Source organism: Bradyrhizobium sp. SZCCHNR2028 (assembly GCF_032380995.1).
GTDB lineage: Bacteria > Pseudomonadota > Alphaproteobacteria > Rhizobiales > Xanthobacteraceae > Bradyrhizobium.
This window is the reverse complement of record NZ_JAUHJF010000002.1, coordinates 130,211-145,407: the sequence shown is the minus strand read 5'-3', so window position 1 is coordinate 145,407 and position 15,197 is coordinate 130,211. Positions and strand designations below refer to the sequence as shown.

14 protein-coding genes are annotated in these 15,197 nt (G+C 66.2%); all 14 read left to right on the top strand.

Annotated elements, in window-relative coordinates; all coding sequences use genetic code 11:
• Position 1: 1 nt before the first annotated feature.
• The 14 genes from QX121_RS03825 to QX121_RS03760 all read left to right on the top strand — a co-directional run bounded on the left by QX121_RS03825 (position 2) and on the right by QX121_RS03760 (position 15,190).
• On the top strand, positions 2-1,063 hold the full coding sequence (locus QX121_RS03825) for a sulfite exporter TauE/SafE family protein (protein WP_315811209.1): 1,062 nt from the start codon (positions 2-4) through the stop codon (positions 1,061-1,063).
• Positions 1,064-1,244: 181 nt separating this feature from the next.
• Entirely contained in the window at positions 1,245-2,066 is an 822-nt protein-coding gene (locus QX121_RS03820) for a sulfurtransferase/chromate resistance protein (RefSeq protein WP_315811208.1), read from the top strand.
• Positions 2,063-3,454, top strand: coding sequence for a chromate efflux transporter (gene chrA, locus QX121_RS03815; protein WP_315811207.1), 1,392 nt, complete (start codon positions 2,063-2,065; stop codon positions 3,452-3,454). The genes QX121_RS03820 and chrA overlap by 4 nt, the downstream gene beginning before the upstream one ends.
• A 51-nt stretch (positions 3,455-3,505) precedes the next feature.
• Positions 3,506-4,420, top strand: coding sequence for a DUF1259 domain-containing protein (locus QX121_RS03810; protein WP_315811206.1), 915 nt, complete (start codon positions 3,506-3,508; stop codon positions 4,418-4,420).
• Between the two features lie 265 nt (positions 4,421-4,685).
• A complete protein-coding gene (locus tag QX121_RS03805) occupies positions 4,686-5,354 on the top strand; it encodes a Crp/Fnr family transcriptional regulator (protein WP_315771433.1) in 669 nt (222 codons plus the stop codon).
• 89 nt (positions 5,355-5,443) lie between these two features.
• The gene (locus QX121_RS03800) at positions 5,444-5,647 is read left to right on the top strand and encodes a DUF2892 domain-containing protein (protein WP_315811205.1); all 204 of its coding nucleotides are present in this window, start codon (positions 5,444-5,446) and stop codon (positions 5,645-5,647) included.
• 69 nt (positions 5,648-5,716) lie between these two features.
• Positions 5,717-6,604 (top strand): MBL fold metallo-hydrolase, encoded by an 888-nt coding sequence (locus QX121_RS03795; RefSeq protein WP_315796174.1) that lies wholly within the window; start codon positions 5,717-5,719, stop codon positions 6,602-6,604.
• A gap of 152 nt (positions 6,605-6,756) precedes the next feature.
• Positions 6,757-7,098 (top strand): hypothetical protein, encoded by a 342-nt coding sequence (locus QX121_RS03790; protein ID WP_315796172.1) that lies wholly within the window; start codon positions 6,757-6,759, stop codon positions 7,096-7,098.
• Between the two features lie 178 nt (positions 7,099-7,276).
• The gene (locus QX121_RS03785) at positions 7,277-9,391 is read left to right on the top strand and encodes a protein-disulfide reductase DsbD family protein (RefSeq protein ID WP_315811204.1); all 2,115 of its coding nucleotides are present in this window, start codon (positions 7,277-7,279) and stop codon (positions 9,389-9,391) included.
• A complete protein-coding gene (locus QX121_RS03780; RefSeq protein ID WP_315778935.1) occupies positions 9,388-10,026 on the top strand; it encodes a DsbA family protein in 639 nt (212 codons plus the stop codon). Before QX121_RS03785 ends, QX121_RS03780 begins: the two co-directional genes overlap by 4 nt.
• 173 nt (positions 10,027-10,199) lie before the next feature.
• Positions 10,200-11,102 (top strand): LysR substrate-binding domain-containing protein, encoded by a 903-nt coding sequence (locus QX121_RS03775; RefSeq protein WP_315736656.1) that lies wholly within the window; start codon positions 10,200-10,202, stop codon positions 11,100-11,102.
• Between the two features lie 131 nt (positions 11,103-11,233).
• Positions 11,234-12,178 (top strand): 5-dehydro-4-deoxyglucarate dehydratase, encoded by a 945-nt coding sequence (gene kdgD / locus QX121_RS03770; protein ID WP_315811203.1) that lies wholly within the window; start codon positions 11,234-11,236, stop codon positions 12,176-12,178.
• 153 nt (positions 12,179-12,331) lie between these two features.
• Complete coding sequence (gene gudD / locus QX121_RS03765; RefSeq protein WP_315811202.1) at positions 12,332-13,687, top strand: glucarate dehydratase; 1,356 nt, start codon at positions 12,332-12,334, stop codon at positions 13,685-13,687.
• Between the two features lie 54 nt (positions 13,688-13,741).
• A complete protein-coding gene (locus QX121_RS03760) occupies positions 13,742-15,190 on the top strand; it encodes an aldehyde dehydrogenase family protein (protein ID WP_315811201.1) in 1,449 nt (482 codons plus the stop codon).
• Positions 15,191-15,197: the final 7 nt, after the last annotated feature.

Sequence of the window (15,197 nt, the reverse complement as noted above, 5' to 3'; positions counted from 1 at the left end):
CATGACCGACCTGTCTCACCTTCTGCAACAAGGCAGCGCGAACGCCTGGCTGTTCGTCCCCAGCGCCATCGTTCTGGGTGCGCTGCACGGGCTCGAGCCGGGTCACTCCAAGACCATGATGGCTGCGTTCATCGTCGCGATTCGAGGAACCGTTTTTCAGGCCGTGCTGCTCGGCCTGTCGGCAACCCTCTCCCACACCGCGATCGTGTGGGTGATCGCGCTGGCCGGGCTTCACTTTGGCCAGGAACTGTCCGGGGCGCGGAGCGAAGCCTATCTGCAACTGATCTCGGCCGTCGTCATCATCGGCATCGCCGTGTGGATGGTCTGGCGCACGTGGCTGGATAAGAATGAACATCACGGTCATCATCATCACGACGCGCCGACATCCGTCGTGCTGACCGGACGTACGTTGTTGCTCGACATCTTCGAAGACGGCGTGCCGCCACGCTGGCGAGTCCGGACCGAGTCCGGCGCGCTCCCTCCGGCCGGCGAACTCCAGCTTACGACCATTCGCGGAGATGGCGACGCGCAGAGCTTCAGCTTCCGCGCCGCAAGCGATTACCTGGAGAGCATCGAGGAGATTCCCGAGCCGCACGCGTTCAAGGCACGGCTTGCGCTTGCGGGTGACACTGCCGAGATCCTGTTCGAGGAACACGGGCACGATCACATGGACCTCGGCGATGAGGACGATGCCCACGCACGCGCCCATGCGGACGACATTCGAAAGCGCTTTGCGGGACGCACGGTCACGACCGCGCAGATCGTCGCCTTCGGTCTCACAGGCGGGTTGATCCCCTGCCCCGCCGCCATCACCGTCTTGCTGCTCTGCATCCAATTGAAGCAGTTCGCCCTCGGCTTCATTCTGGTGCTGTGCTTCGGCATCGGTCTGGCGATCACGATGGTCTCGGTTGGCGTCGCGGCGGCCCTTAGCCTGCGGCACGTCGAGCGGCACTGGAGCGGGCTCAGTCGCTTCGCCCACCGTGCGCCCTACGTCTCGGCGGCTCTGATCGTGCTCGTCGGGGTCTATACGGGGTGGCTGGGTCTGCACGAATTCATCACGTGAGGCCCGCGGTCCGGGATCCAGCCGGACAGGGAGAGATCAGCGCGTTACCTCCGCGGCGTTCCCGGCCCATCCGGCAGTTGACAGCCGAGCCATCGAGCGCTTTATTTCGCTTACGGGGATGTGCGATCTCCCCGCGAGGCGACATGCCCAAGAATCGCGTCCTGGTCACCAAGGGCGCAACATGTCATCATCATACACCTCGATATCATCCGAAAAATTGTCTCGACTGATCGGCACGGCGACCTCGCCACGGCTCGTCGACGTGCGTGTCGACGAGGATTTCGCCGCCGACCCACGCCTCATCCCCGGCGCCGTCAGGCGCTCCCATCTCGACGTCCAGCAATGGGCACCGAGCTTCACCGGCCAATCGGTTGTCGTGATCTGCCAGAAAGGCAAGAAGCTGAGCGAAGGCACCGCGGCCTGGCTCCGGTGCAGCAACGTCGCAGCCGAGGTCCTCGAGGGCGGGCACGTCGGCTGGACAGAGGCACAACTCCCGACCGTGCCAGCCGACAGAATTCCGAGCAGGGACGACCGCGGCCGCACCGTCTGGGTCACGCGATCACGCCCCAAGATCGACCGCATCGCCTGTCCATGGCTGATCCGTCGCTTCGTCGACCCCGCCGCGGTCTTCCTGTTCGTGACGCCGGCCGAAGTCGAAGCCGTCGCCGAGCGTTTCCAAGCCACTCCCTTCGACATCGAGAATGTCTTCTGGAGCCACCGCGGCGAGCTTTGCACCTTCGACGTCATGGTCGAGGAGCTCGGTCTGCGGACACCACCCTTGGAACGACTCGCCACGCTGGTGCGTGCCGCGGATACGGCGCGACTTGATCTCTCGCCCGAGGCTCCTGGCCTCCTTGCCGCTTCACTCGGCCTATCGCGAATGTATGACGACGATCTGGACCAGCTGAACGCCGGCCTGCTGCTCTATGATGCCTTCTACCGCTGGTGCCGCGACGCCACGAAGGAGGCGCACAACTGGCCGACCAGCAAGGTGAAGTCATGACGGACGTCGCAGCATCCCGGAAGCCGATCGCGGAGGAGCTCGCCCACGGCATCTCCTTCAACGAGGCGCTTCTCGTCTGGATCCGGGTGGCCGTGCTGAGCTTCGGCGGCCCCGCCGGTCAGATCGCGGTCATGCATCGCATTCTCGTCGAGGAGAAGAACTGGATCTCGGAGAGCCGCTTCCTGCACGCCCTGAACTACTGCATGCTGTTGCCCGGCCCGGAGGCGCAACAGCTTGCGACCTATATCGGCTGGCTGCTGCACCGGACCACGGGCGGCATCGTCGCAGGAACGCTCTTCGTTCTGCCCGGCATCTTCGCCATCATGGGCCTCAGCTACATCTATGCAGCCTATGGCAATGTCGGCGTCGTCGAAGCCTTGTTCTTCGGCCTCAAGGCGGCCGTGCTGGCGATCGTGATCCAGGCCGTCGTCCGCGTCGGCAAGCGTGCGCTGCGCAATCGGATCATGATCGGACTGGCGGCCGCAGCCTTCGTCGCGATCTTCTTCTTCGGGGCGCCGTTTCCGATCATCGTCATTGCCGCCGGAGTCATCGGCTTCGTCGGTGCCCGCCTCGGCCGGCCGGAGTTCGCACCCCTCGAGCACGGCGGCAAGAGCGCCGGCGCGATCGACAGCATGCTCGGCGAGGCCGTGCCGGATCACGTCCGTCCGAACGCTGCGCGCACGCTGCGCGTGGCGGCCGTCTGGCTCGCGATCTGGCTCGTCCCCGTCTTCGCACTGCTGATCCTGCTCGGGCCGAACGACGTCTTCGGCCAGATCGCGATCTTCTTCAGCAAGATGGCGATGGTGACGTTCGGCGGCGCCTACGCCGTGCTCGCCTACGTCGCGCAACAGGCCGCGGAGTACTATCACTGGGTTGCTCCGCGCGAGATGCTCGACGGCCTCGGCATGGCGGAGACGACTCCCGGTCCCCTGATCATGGTCGTCCAGTTCGTGGGCTTCATGGCCGCGTTCCGCGGGGCCAGCGGGCTGTCTCCCATGCTCGCCGGCACGCTGGGCGGACTGCTGGCGACGTGGGTGACGTTCGCGCCGTGCTTTCTCTGGATCTTCGTTGGCGCGCCCTACATCGAGGCGTTGCGGGGAAACAAGGCGCTCGGCGGCGCGCTCTCGGCCATCACCGCCGCCGTCGTGGGCGTGATTCTCAATCTGTCGATCTGGTTCGCGCTGCACACCCTCTTCCGCGAGACCTTTCCGATCCAGGGATTTGGACTGTCATTCGACGCGCCCCGGCCGATGAGCATCGACCTGCCGGCCGTTGTCCTGTCGGTTGCGGCCGCTACGGCCATTTTCCGCTTCAACGTGGGAATGCTCGTCGTGCTCGCCGCCTCGTGTATCGCGGGCATCCTGATGCGCTTTGCGGGCGCCATCTGAGAGCACGCTGCGACGGAACATGGGGCAGTGCCAGACCAAAAGGAGCGAACGATGAGAAGCACGTTCTGGAGTCTGTTGGGCCTCGGCGCCTGCCTCCTCGCACCCGGCGCCGGACCGATCGTCTCGACGGCGCGCGCACAGGACATCGATTGGCCGAAGGTCGACGAGACATTGGGCCGGAAGCCGTCCGTGGCGGGAGACGTCCGCCGGTACGGCTTCCCGCGCACCGATCTCGCGGTGACCCTGGACGGCGTAACCATCAGGCCGGCGCTCGCGCTCGGCGGCTGGGTCGCGTTCAAGCCGGCGCATGGCGGCACCATGATCATGGGCGATCTCGTCCTGCTGGAATCAGAGGTCAATCCGGTAATGGCGAAGATGATCGCCGGCGGGCTCGAAATCAGCGCCATGCACAACCATCTGCTCCGCGCGAGCCCAGCAACGTTCTACATGCACGTCGCCGGCCACGGCGATCCCGTCAAACTCGCGTCCGCCATCCGCGACGCCCTCGCCGACAGCAAGACACCGTTGACGATTGCGGCGTCGCCGACCACGCCGCCACCGGCCATCGATCTCGATACGGCACAGCTCGATCAGATCCTGGCGGTCAAAGGACAGGCCAATGGCGGGGTCTATCAGTTCAACGTGCCGCGACGCGATCCAATTGTCGAGGGCGGACTATCCTTGTCTCCCGTCGCGGCGATGGGCGTCGCGACGGGCATCAACTTCCAGCCGACCGGCGCGGGCAAGGCCGCTGTCACCGGTGACTTCGTGCTGAGCGGGGAGGAGGTGAACCCCGTGATCCGGACGCTCCGTGCCCACGGCATCGAGGTCACGGCGCTGCATAGCCACATGCTGGACGAACACCCCCGCCTCTTCTTCATGCACTTCTGGGCGAACGATGATGCGATCAAGCTCGCCAAGGGTTTGCGGGCGGCGCTCGACAAGACGGCAAGCACCAAGAGCTAAGAGCAAAGAGCGAGGAAAGGCGCGGTCCGAGAGTGCGCGGGCCTTGCTCTGCCGGCAGGTGCGGCAACCTGTTGGTCTGGCCCGCCTGCAACGGCCGCGCATGCGTGAGACGCCGATCGGTTGCAAGGCAACGCGCTGCCGAAGTCCATGCGAGCTCCCTCGTGGTGCCGAAGATTAGGGTCGGGGGGCAGATCCCGTCCCTCGACCCACGCGCGATCCTATGGCAAGTCTGGACGACGCCGATGTGGCGCAGCCGGATGTCGTGATGTCGTCGGAGCAGGACTGGACGAGCGCTTTCCCGCCGTTGCGACAACTGCCGGAGGAGATCTTCGCGCAGTTGCGCGAGGCCAGCCTCATTGTCGAGCTTCCGGAAGGCAGCCGGATTTTCGGCCCCGGCCAGGCGCCGGACTCCTTCCTGCTGCTGCTGGACGGGACCATCCGGGTGCAGCAGACGTCCGAGTCCGGCCGCGAGATCGTGCTCTACCGCGTCCAGGCAGGCGAAAGCTGCGCGCTGACCACGGCCTGCCTGATGGGTTACGAGGAATACCAGGCCGAGGGCATCGCGGAGACCCGGATCCGCGCCGTGGCGATCCCGCGCGCGCTGTTCGACCGGCTGATCGCCAGCTCGCGCGAATTCCGTCAGTTCGTCTTCACCGCGTTCAGCCGCCGCGTCACCAATCTCTTCCGCATCATCGAGGAGGTTGCGTTCGAGCGGATCGATGTGCGGCTCGCCCAGAAGCTTCTCGAGCTTGCCGGGGCAAAGCAGCAGATCGTTGCAACGCATCAGGATCTCGCCAACGAGCTCGGCAGCGCACGCGAGGTCATCAGCCGCCAGCTCAATGAATTCGCGAGGCGCGGCTGGTTGCGAATGGCTCGCGGAATCGTCGAGATCACCGACAGACCGGCGCTTGTCCAGCTGGCCCAGCATGATTAGGAACCGGCGTCTCTTGGTGACTTAGTTACATACGCGCGCCGTATCCCGCCCTATCGTCTGCATCATCGCAAGCCAAAGGGGAGCGCGACATGACACGGAACATTGGCAAGATCGACCGGCTGCTCAGGATCATCGTCGGACTCGCCATCCTCAGTCTCACGGTCGTAGGGCCGCAGACCTTGTGGGGCCTTCTGGGCCTGATCCCGGTCGGCACCGCACTGATCGGCTGGTGCCCGCCCTACGCGATGCTCGGCATCAATACCTGCGGAACGAAATCCAGTCCGATGTCTTAGACCGCGCAGGACAACAAACGCGGCGTGGGCGGCGATGCCGCCCCGGAGCCAAATCGTGGAGCAGCAGCCATGTCCTATCCAATCGATCTCCGCGTGCAGCCGAAGGTGGCCGGATTTTTCGATCCTGACACCAGCACGATCAGCTACGTAGTGAAGGACCCGTCATCGCCGTGCTGCGCGATCGTCGATCCCGTCCTCGACATCGACTACGCGGCCGGCCGCATCAGCACCCGCTCCGCCGCCATGCTGATCGACTACGTGAAGATCAACGGCCTCCGGCCAGAGTGGCTGATCGAAACGCATGCGCATGCCGATCATCTCTCCGCCGCGCCCTACATCCAGGACAGGCTCGGCGGCAAGATCGGCATCGGCGAGCATATCCTGACCGTGCAGGAGACCTTCGGCAAGGTCTTCAACGAGGGCACGGAGTTTCGCCGCGACGGCAGCCAATTCGACCGGCTGTTCAAGGATGGCGACACCTATCAGGTGGGACAGATGACGGCCCTCGTGATGCACACGCCGGGTCACACGCCCGCCTGTGCCACACACGTGATGGGCGATGCAGCTTTCGTCGGCGACACCCTGTTCATGCCGGACGGGGGAACGGCGCGGGCCGACTTTCCAGGCGGCAATGCGCGCACGCTGTTTCGCTCGATCCGGAAGATCCTTGAAACGCTGCCGCGCGAGACCCGGCTGTTCATGTGTCACGACTATGCCCCCAACGGCCGCGCGGTGCGCTGGGAAACGACCGTCGGCGAGGAGCGGCTCCGCAACATCCACGCGCGAGACGGGATGACCGAGGACGAGTTCGTTGCGCTTCGCGAGGCCCGCGACAAGACGCTCGGCATGCCGCGCCTGATCATTCCATCGCTTCAGGTCAATATCCGCGCCGGACATCTGCCTCCCGCGGATGCGACGGGAAAGACATTCCTGAAGGTACCGATCAACGTGCTTTGAGAACCACTCGCTTTGCTCACGCGATACCGGCCTGGGCCGCAAGTTCGCGGCGTCACGAAGATGTCAGTTGCCAAGAGCGGCCGGTCTGCGCGACCAGTCCAAGCTGGAGCAGATGATCCAAGATGAGGCATGCTGATTTCGAGATGCCCGCGATGACACGCCGCCTGATGGCGGCGCTGGTCGCGCTCGTCTTGAGTCTGGCGCCTCTGCTCGGAACGTTCGAGGTTGCCACGGCAGACACCGGTGCCGGTGCCCCTCAATGGTCCCGAACGACCACGAGCGCGCCCAAGCCGTGCAGGAAGGCCGTCCTTCCGGGCATGATCAACACCTGTCCGTTTGCCGCGGCTGGTCTGACCGCCGTCCCGGCGAACGACAATCCTGCGGCACAGCCGGTTGCCGCCTCCCGGACGCTGTCCTGGCGCCCCTATGACGAGGCGCTGACGACGCAATGCTACGGGTCCTCGCCCTACCGTCCTCCCTGTCGCCACGCCTGACCGTTCCGTGCTCATCGGCTCACGGGCAGCGTAACGCCGTGACTTGAGCGAACGAATATCCAACATCGATCGCGGGTCACGCGGATCGGCTCGTGGTGCCCGTCTCTAGGCGTGCCTTGCGCCGGATCGCGCGGCGCAGCGGCCACCGCAATGTGCGATCAGCGCGCGGGAGATCATCATGTCCATCCGTCATCTTGGCCGGCTCGTATTGCTGTTCGGCCTGCTCCATCTTGCGCCGACGACCGCCGCCGCGGGTCAGTTGCGGCCGCAGGCGAACGTCGACACGCGCCTGCTGGTCGGCGACATCACGCGAGCAGACGACCGCCCGGCCACGGCGTGGGCGGGACTGGATGTCAGGCTGGATGCAGGCTGGCACACCTATTGGCGCTCGGCCGGCGACGCCGGCGCACCACCGCAATTCGACTGGAGCGGCTCGCGCAACGTCGCCGATGTCACCGTCGAATGGCCGGCGCCGAGCCGCTTCAGCGAGCAGGATATCGACACGTTCGGCTATGCCGAGCACGTGCTGTTTCCGTTGCGCGTGCGGCTCGAGGATGGAGCGGCGCCCGCACATCTCACGCTGAAGGCCGTGCTGTTCGTCTGCTCGGTCATCTGCACCCAGCAGGAGGCCGATCTCGAGGCCGACATCCCCGCCGTTTCGCGTCGGCCGAACGATCAGGCGCTGATCGACGAATGGCGGCAGAGCGTCCCGCGGGCGAGTTCGCCCGGACTTTCCATCACGGCGCTGCGCATCGATCGGCAACCAAAGCCGCAACTGCTGCTCGAAGCGCATGCGACGCCGCCACTGCACGCGCCCGACGTCTTCCTTGATGGGGACGACGCCGTGTCCGGCGGCCGTCCCCAGGTGAGCACGATGTCGGACGGCGGCGTACGGATCGCCGTGCCGGTGCAAGGCCTCGATCGGGCCGGTCCGGTGCAACGCCTGCGGGTCACCCTGGTCGATGGCGACCGATCGATAGAAGCCATGCTTCCGGTGGATGTCGATCAAGCTGCTCACGCTTCTGCGGCCAAAGCAGCCACACCGGCACCGCGTCCTTCGGCGGCATCGATCTGGGCCATTCTCGGTGTGGCCCTCCTCGGCGGCTTCATCCTCAACTTCATGCCCTGCGTGTTTCCGGTGCTGTCGCTGAAGCTCGTTTCGCTGGTCGATCACGATCCCGCACACGCGCCCTCGCCGCGTCGGGCATTCCTGGCGACGGCGGCCGGCATCGTCGCCTCGTTCGTGACCCTTGCCATCATCCTGTCCGCGCTCAAGGCCGCGGGCGCCGAAGTCGGCTGGGGCCTGCAGTTTCAGCAGCCGGCTTTCCTCATCGCGATGATCATCGCGCTCGCGGCATTCGGCGCCAACCTGCTCGGCCTGTTCGAGATCAGCCTGCCGTGGTGGATCGCCGGCCGCCTCGGCAACGCTGCGAGCCGCAGGACGATGGCAGGTCATGCCATCAACGGCTTCGTCATGACGCTGCTGGCCACGCCGTGCTCGGCGCCATTCGTCGGCACCGCCGTCGCTTTTGCGCTGTCGCAGGCCGCGCCGCAGATCCTGCTGGTGTTCACCACGCTTGGGCTCGGCATGGCTGCGCCGTATCTGTCTCTCGCCGCGGCGCCGGGCCTTGCCGCACTCTTCCCGCGGCCCGGCCGCTGGATGCTGAAGCTGCGCGCCGTCGCAGCGGCCGCGATGGCGGCGACCGCGCTCTGGTTGCTGATCGTGCTCGCCGACATCAGTGGCCCCCCGACTGCGGTCATCCTCGCCGCTGCGCTGCTCGTCCCTGCGCTGATCACGGCGGCGCTCCGTTTCCCGTTGCGGCGAACGATCGCTGGAGCCAGCCTCGCCATCGCGACAGGTCTGGCGCTGACGGCAGCAACCTACATCAAGGCGCCGGACGGCAGGGACCGGGTGGCCGAGATCGCCTGGCAGCCGCTGGCTCCGGCCGAGATCGCGGCACAGGTGCGTGCCGGCCATACGGTCTTCGTCGACATCGGCGCCAGCTGGTGCGTCACCTGCAAGGTCAACGAAAAGCTCGTGCTCGACAGCACGGCCGTGCGCAGCCGACTCGCGTCGGGTGTCGTTTCCCTCAAGGCGGACTGGACCTCGCCCAGCGACGCGATCGCGACCTACCTCCGATCCTTCGGCCGCTACGGCCTGCCGTTCAACATCGTGTACGGCCCCGGAGCTCCCAACGGCATCCTGCTCCCCGAACTGCTGACGCCGCAGACCGTGCTGGATGCCATCGACACCGCATCGACCATCCCTCATCAGGAGAACGACAAGTCATGACCACGAAGACCTTTGCCGCATCGATCGCCACGCTGCTGCTGTTGACTGCGGCCATCCTGCCGCTCCAGGCCCGCGCCGAGGACGACGACACCGACATTCTGAGCGAAGCGCGCATCCTGCACGATCCCGCCATCCCCGCTGTCGGAAACGCCAATGGCGACATCACGATCGTCGAGTATTTCGACTATCAGTGTCCGTATTGCCGCAAGATCAGCCCGGAGCTCGCCAAGGTGGTTCGCGACGACGGTCACGTCCGTCTCGTCTTCAAGGATTGGCCGATCTTCGGCGGCGCCTCGATCTACGCGGCGCGTCTCACCCTGGCGGCGAGATATCAGGACAAGTTCGCCGAAGCCCATGAGGCGCTGATCTCGCTCAATGAGAAGCTGTCGGAGGCCAAGGTCGATGCGGCGCTCAGCGGCGCCGGAATCGACCTCGCCCGCGCCAAGGCCGACCTCGCGGCCAAGCGCGCCGACATCGACGCCGTGCTTGCGCGCAACCACGAGCAGGCCACGGGCCTCGGCTTCCGCGGCACGCCGGCCTTCATCATCGGCCATTTCCGCATCCCCGGCGTCCCCAATGCACAGGCTTTCAAGCAGGCCATTGCGGATGCCCGCGCTGCTGCGTCCGGCAAGTGAGCCGGCGCCTGACGCGGGGGGGGGGGTCAAGCAAGTGGCCCTGCCTGACGCCAACCGCCGAGTTTGGCGCGTCTGCCAAAGCCGCGGCCGGAGATCCCGCCAATATTCCCACTGCCCCCAATCGATGCTACCAAACTCGCACCACCGGCCCTATCCATGCCGAGGAAGCATCGATGTTCGACCTCAACCAGCTGCGCTGCTTCGTCACCGTGGCCGAGGAGCTGCATTTCGGCCGCGCCGCCGTGAGGCTCAACATGACGCAGCCGCCGCTCTCCAGGCAGATCCAGGTGCTGGAGCACATTATCGATGCGGTGCTGCTCGAGCGCACCAGCCGCTCGGTGAAGCTCACGCCGGCCGGGCGCAGCTTCCTGCCGGAGGCGCGGCGCATCCTGAAGATGGCGGAGAGCGCCGCCCAGGTGGCGCAGCGCATCGCCAGCGGCAAGAGCGGGTCGCTGAAGATCGGCTTCACCGCGGCCGCCGCCTACGGCTTCCTGCCCGACCTCGTCGCCGCCTGCCGAACAGAGCTGCCCGAAGCTGATCTGTCGCTGAAGGAGATGGTCTCCGGGGATCAGATCGAGGCGCTCGCCTCCGGCCAGATCGATGCCGGCCTGCTGCGGCCGCCGATCGCGCGGCCCGAATTCGCCACCCGCCGCGTCGTCGCCGAGCCGCTCTGCGCCGCGCTGCCGCGCCGGCATCGGCTGGCCTCGGCCGAGACCGTGTCGATCCGCGATTTCGACGGCCAGAACTTCATCATGTATTCGCAGACCGAGGCGCGCTATTTCCACGATCTCCTGGTGTCGCAGTTCATGCGCGCAGAGGTGCTGCCGCGCTACGTGCAGCACCTGAGCCAGATCCACTCGATCCTGGCGATGGTGCGCGCCGGCCTCGGGCTTGCGATCGTGCCCGAAGCTGCTTCCAGCCTGAAGATCGCCGATGTCCGGCTGCGGCCGCTGAAGCTGCGCAACCCGACGCCGGCCGAGCTGTTCCTGGTCTGGCGGCGCGATCACGACAATCCGCTGCTGCCGGCACTGGTCGAGCTGGCCGGCAATCTCGCCGTGCAGCAAGCGGAAGATTGATATCTGATCTGCATCAATCGATACCGTCATTGGCTTGGACCGGCATTGAACTTGGTCCTACGACATCGCCCGGGGAATGCGCCGGCGCCTGCCGCGCCCGTTCCCCAGGACATTCGTGAAGGACCCGCACGATGAGCAAGATGACCCCGACGGAAATGGCTGCGAAGATCGGCAGCGGCCTGCTCTCCTTCCCCGTGACGCCGTTCAAGGCCGACCATTCGTTCGACGAGGCCACCTATCGCGCCAACATGGACTGGCTGTGCGGCTATGAGGTCGCAGGCCTGTTCACCGCCGGCGGCACCGGCGAGTTCTTCTCGCTCACCCCTGCGGAGGTGCCTGAGGTCGTCGAGGTCGCGGTGCACGAGACCCGCGGCCGGGTGCCCGTGCTGGCGGGTACCGGCTACGGCACCGCGATCGCGCGCGAGATCGCCATTGGCGCCGAGAAGGCCGGCGCCGACGGCCTCCTGCTGCTGCCGCCCTATCTGACCCATGCCGAGCAGGACGGCCTCGCCGCCCATGTCGAGGCGGTCTGCAAGTCGGTGAAGATCGGCGTCATCGTCTACAACCGCGACAACGCCATCCTGCAGCCTGACACTTTGGCGCGGCTGTGCGAGCGCTGCCCGAACCTGGTCGGCTACAAGGACGGCGTCGGCGACATCGAGCTGATGACCCGGGTCTACACCAGGATGGGCGACCGCCTGACCTATATCGGCGGCCTGCCGACCGCGGAGACCTTCGCGCTGCCCTATCTCGACATGGGCGTGACGACCTACTCCTCAGCCGTGTTCAACTTCGTACCGGAGTTCGCGACGAACTTCTATGCCGCGGTGCGCAAGCGCGACCACGCCACCATCCAGGCCGGATTGAAGGATTTCATTTTGCCGCTGATCGCGATACGCAACCGCAAGAAGGGCTACGCGGTCTCGATCATCAAGGCCGGCATGAAGGTGATCGGCCGCGATTCCGGCCCTGTCCGCCTGCCGCTGACCGATCTGACCGCGGAGGAGATGGCGGAGCTGACGGCGCTGGTGAAGGCGCTGCCAGGCGCCGTCTCGGCGCAGCAGGCGGCGGAGTAATTGGCTGTCATTCCGGGGCAAGGCCGCGAGGCCTTGAACCCGGAATCTCGAAGTTGATGGACAAGAAGAGACGCAAGCCAATCTCTGGATTCCGGGTTCAGCCCTGACGGGCTGCCCCGGAATGACGGAGGTGGTAGCGAGGAGGAGGAGCAAATGAGTCACAAGGCCACCAAGACCGGCATCTCCGGCGCGCCGGTCGTCACCGGCATGGAGGTCGTTCCGGTCGCCGGCCGTGACAGCATGCTGCTCAATCTCAGCGGCGCGCATGGGCCGTTCTTCACCCGCAACCTCGTCATCCTCACCGACAATTCCGGCCACATCGGCGTCGGCGAAGTGCCAGGCGGCGAGAAGATCCGGCAGACGCTGGAGGATGCGAAGAGCCTGATCGTGGGCAAAAGCATCGGCGCCTGCAATACCATCCTCGCCACGATGCGCACCGCCTTCGCCGACCGTGACGCCGGCGGCCGCGGCAAGCAGACCTTCGATCTGCGCGTGATGATCCACGCGGTGACGGCGGTGGAATCCGCGCTGCTCGACCTGCTCGGCCAGCATCTCCTTCTGCCCGTCGCGGCGCTGCTCGGCGAAGGCCAGCAGCGCACGTCGGTCGAGGCGCTCGGCTATCTGTTCTTCGTCGGCGACCGCAGGAAGACGGACCTGCCCTACGCCACCGGCGAAGGCGAGAGGGACGGCTGGTTCACGCTGCGCCACCACGAGGCGATGACGCCCGAGGCCGTGGTGCGGCTGGCCGAGGCCACGCACGACGCCTACGGCTTCGCCGATTTCAAGCTGAAGGGCGGCGTGCTCCAAGGCGAGGCCGAGATCGAGGCGGTGACCGCGATCGCCAAGCGCTTTCCGCAGGCGCGCGTCACGCTCGATCCCAACGGCGCCTGGTCGCTCGATGAGGCGATCCGGCTGTGCAAGGACATGCACGGCATCCTTGCTTATGCCGAGGACCCCTGCGGCGCCGAGGCCGGCTTCTCCGGCCGCGAGATCATGGCCGAGTTCCGTCGCGCGACGGGCTTGCCGACCGCGACCAACATGATCGCCACCGATTGGCGGCAGCTCAGCCATGCGCTGCGGCTCGGCGCGGTCGACATCCCCTTGGCCGATCCCCATTTCTGGACCATGCAGGGCTCGGTCCGCGTCGCCCAGACCTGCAAGGACAATGGCCTGACCTGGGGTTCGCACTCCAACAACCATTTCGACATTTCGCTGGCGATGTTCACCCATGTGGCCGCCGCCGCACCGGGCAAGGTCACCGCGATCGACACCCACTGGATCTGGCAGGACGGCCAGGCGCTGACCAAGGCGCCGCTGCAGATCAAGGGCGGCAGGATTGCCGTGCCCGAGCAACCCGGGCTCGGCATCGAGGTTGACCGCGGCGCCATCGAAAAGGCCAATGCGCTGTACAAGAGCCACGGGCTCGGCGCACGCGACGACGCCGTCGCAATGCAGTATCTGATCCCCGGCTGGACCTTCGACGACAAGCGCCCCTGTCTCGTGCGATGACGGAGGCGATCGGTTAGATTGTCCGAGCAATCGCGCAAAAGTCTGGAGAACAACATGAACGCGATCCTCAAGAATTTCATCGCCGGCGAGTGGGTCGACGGCAGCGGGGTGACCCGCAACATCAACCCGTCCAACACCAACGACGTCGTCGGCGAATATGCCAAGGCCGACCGCGCCCAGACCGAGAAGGCGATCGCCGCCGCCAAGGCCGCTTTTCCGGCGTGGTCGCGCTCGACCCCGCAGGAGCGCTATGACGCGCTCAACAAGATCTCGGCGGAGATCCTGTCGCGCAAGGAAGAGCTCGGCCGGCTGCTCGCGCGCGAGGAAGGCAAGACCTTGCCGGAGGGCATCGGCGAGGTGGCGCGTGCGGGGCAGATCTTTGCGTTCTTTGCCGGCGAGGCGCTGCGCCTGACCGGCGAGAAGGGCGCCTCGGTCCGTCCGGGCCTCGACGTCGAGATCACCCGCGAGGCCGTCGGCGTCGTCGGCATGATCACGCCCTGGAATTTCCCGATCGCGATCCCCGCCTGGAAGATCGCGCCCGCGCTCTGCTACGGCAACACGGTGGTGTTCAAGCCGGCCGAGCTGGTGCCCGGCTCGGCGCATGCGCTGTCCGAGATCATCGCGCGCTCCGGCCTTCCCGCCGGCGTGTTCAACCTCGTCGTCGGCTCCGGCTCGGTGGTCGGCCAGACGCTGCTCGAGCACCCCGACGTCGCCGCGATCTCCTTCACCGGCTCGGTCGGCACGGGGCGCAAGATCGCGCAGACCTGCGTGCTGTCGAACCCGATGAAGAAGTTCCAGCTTGAGATGGGCGGCAAGAACCCGCTCGTCGTGCTCGACGACGCCGACGTCAAGGTCGCGGTCGAGGCCGCCGCCAACGGCTCCTACTTCTCGACCGGCCAGCGCTGCACCGCGTCTTCGCGCCTGATCGTCACCGAGGGCATCCACGACAAATTCGTTGCCGCGCTGACCGAGCGGCTGAAGGGCCTGGTCGTGGATGACGCCGTCAAGCAGGGCACCCATATCGGCCCGGTGGTCGACGGCAATCAGCTCGAGCAGGACCAGCGCTATCTCAAGATCGGCCAGGACGAAGGTGCCAAGCTGACCTGGGGCGGCGAGTTGTTGAACCGCGAAACGCCCGGCTTCTACATGCAGCCGGCGCTGTTCACCGAGGCCACCAACACCATGCGCATCGCCCGCGAGGAGATCTTCGGGCCGGTTGCCTGCGTGATCCGTGCCAAGAACTACGACGAGGCGCTGGCAATCGCCAATGACACCGAGTTCGGTCTCGCGGCTGGCGTCTGCACCACCAGCCTCAAATACGCCTCGCACTTCAAGCGCAACAGCGAGACCGGCATGGTGATGGTCAACCTGCCGACCGCCGGCGTCGACTATCACGTGCCGTTCGGCGGCCGGAAGGGCTCGAGCTACGGCGCCCGCGAGCAGGGCTCCTACGCGCGCGAATTCTACACGACGGTCAAGACGGCCTACACCTATCCGGTGTGAGACCTCG

Coding starts and splice junctions, on each gene's coding strand:
- QX121_RS03800 (WP_315811205.1), top strand. CDS start 5,444: ATGACACGGAACATTGGCAAGATCGACCGGCTGCTCAGGATCATCGTC.
- QX121_RS03790 (WP_315796172.1), top strand. CDS start 6,757: ATGACACGCCGCCTGATGGCGGCGCTGGTCGCGCTCGTCTTGAGTCTG.
- QX121_RS03825 (WP_315811209.1), top strand. CDS start 2: ATGACCGACCTGTCTCACCTTCTGCAACAAGGCAGCGCGAACGCCTGG.
- QX121_RS03810 (WP_315811206.1), top strand. CDS start 3,506: ATGAGAAGCACGTTCTGGAGTCTGTTGGGCCTCGGCGCCTGCCTCCTC.
- QX121_RS03780 (WP_315778935.1), top strand. CDS start 9,388: ATGACCACGAAGACCTTTGCCGCATCGATCGCCACGCTGCTGCTGTTG.
- QX121_RS03805 (WP_315771433.1), top strand. CDS start 4,686: ATGTCGTCGGAGCAGGACTGGACGAGCGCTTTCCCGCCGTTGCGACAA.
- QX121_RS03820 (WP_315811208.1), top strand. CDS start 1,245: ATGTCATCATCATACACCTCGATATCATCCGAAAAATTGTCTCGACTG.
- QX121_RS03775 (WP_315736656.1), top strand. CDS start 10,200: ATGTTCGACCTCAACCAGCTGCGCTGCTTCGTCACCGTGGCCGAGGAG.
- QX121_RS03795 (WP_315796174.1), top strand. CDS start 5,717: ATGTCCTATCCAATCGATCTCCGCGTGCAGCCGAAGGTGGCCGGATTT.
- gudD (WP_315811202.1), top strand. CDS start 12,332: ATGAGTCACAAGGCCACCAAGACCGGCATCTCCGGCGCGCCGGTCGTC.
- chrA (WP_315811207.1), top strand. CDS start 2,063: ATGACGGACGTCGCAGCATCCCGGAAGCCGATCGCGGAGGAGCTCGCC.
- QX121_RS03760 (WP_315811201.1), top strand. CDS start 13,742: ATGAACGCGATCCTCAAGAATTTCATCGCCGGCGAGTGGGTCGACGGC.
- kdgD (WP_315811203.1), top strand. CDS start 11,234: ATGAGCAAGATGACCCCGACGGAAATGGCTGCGAAGATCGGCAGCGGC.
- QX121_RS03785 (WP_315811204.1), top strand. CDS start 7,277: ATGTCCATCCGTCATCTTGGCCGGCTCGTATTGCTGTTCGGCCTGCTC.